Source organism: Mesorhizobium sp. Arg314 (genome assembly GCF_053714275.1).
In genome coordinates, this window is sequence record NZ_JBSKBP010000164.1 from 1 (window position 1) to 1,415 (window position 1,415).

Genomic DNA, 1,415 nt, shown 5'->3' on the forward strand with positions numbered 1-1,415 from the left:
TCAAATGAAACGAATACTGTTGTCGGTTATTGGCGCCATCGGCCTGATGGCATCTGCGTCTTGGTCGCACGCCGAACCAATCACCCTGCACTTGACTCATGCTTTCCCCAGCCGTGACACTCTCTTTCTGAAACCGATCGCAGATCAATTCATGAAAGAGAACCCAGGCATCAAGATTGAGCTGGAAGCCAATGCCACCGACTGCCCGGCGCTGCTTCAGCAATTGCTTCGGGACTCGATGACGGGCGCACTGCCAGATATGGTTTCCTCGGTTTGCTACACCGACACGCCTATCCTTGCAGAACGGGGTATCCTGACGCCTTTGGACGATCTCCTATCGAAGGATCCTGATTGGAACAAAGTGGGCATTGAGCGGAGTTTGCTTGGCACGACCACTGTAAAAGGTCACGTGGTGGCGATACCGCAGTCCGTCTCTTCCGGTATCGTTTACTATAACATGAGTCTGATCAAGAAGGTTCGTCCCGACCTGGCGAACCTCGATCTGTCATGGGACGAAATTCTTTCGATCGCGGCCAATCTACAGAAGGCCGAGCCCGATATCATGCCTTTGTTTTTCGAGTATTACGACGTGGACAATTGGTTGTTCAATAGCCTCGTTTCCAGCCATGGCGGCGATGTTTTCACCGAAGACGGCAAGATCGGCTTCGACTCGCAAGCTGGACGAGACGCGCTGGCACTGCTGCGGCGGTTCGGTGAAACCGGCATGGTCGACATGACCGCTGAGCAGGCTCGCCAGGCATTCGCGTCGGGGAAAATCGGCATCTACTTCGCCTCGACATCGAGATTGAAGACGCTGATGGCCAACGCGGGACCGACTATGGATATCCGTACGGGAGTATTCCCGCAGTCGGCCGCCGATGGGAAGGTGGTGCAGGGGGGTGGCGTAATGGCTATCACGACAAAGGATCCGGCAAAGATCGCCGCTGCCTGGAAATTCCTCAAGTTCGCTTCCGCGCCAGAGGCGCAGACCTTGATTGTCAAAACCACCGGCTTCGTACCAGTCAACGCTGTCGCGGTGCGGGATTCCGCGTATCTTGGCGCCTACTACAAAGACAACCCGGCCATGCTCGCCGCAATCCGTCAGCTACCCCGCGTCAAGGTTCAAAACCCCTATCCGAGCCCGAACGCCGCCCGGATCGGGACCGTCATCCGCGACTACTTGCAAGGTGTGGCGACATTGAAGCAGACACCTGAAGAAGCTCTGCCCGGAATGGTCCGCGAGGTCACGAACCTTATGCCAAGATCCTGATCTCGATGATCGGCGGTTCTCGGTCTCTGGATGTTCGAGAACCGCCAGCAAAACCTGCCTGGAGAAAGAACGTGCAATGGTCGATGAAATCTACTCCCGGCAGGAAATCCTGCGCTCGATCGACAATGCGGACGAGCGCCAATTT

The 1,415-nt window shown here is 56.0% G+C and carries 1 protein-coding gene; it reads left to right on the forward strand.

Features of this window, described 5'->3' with window-relative positions; genetic code table 11:
* On the forward strand, nucleotides 1-1,270 hold a 1,270-nt coding region (locus ACWGS9_RS34830), incomplete at its 5' end, for an ABC transporter substrate-binding protein (RefSeq protein ID WP_454509434.1).
* Nucleotides 1,271-1,415: the final 145 nt, after the last annotated feature.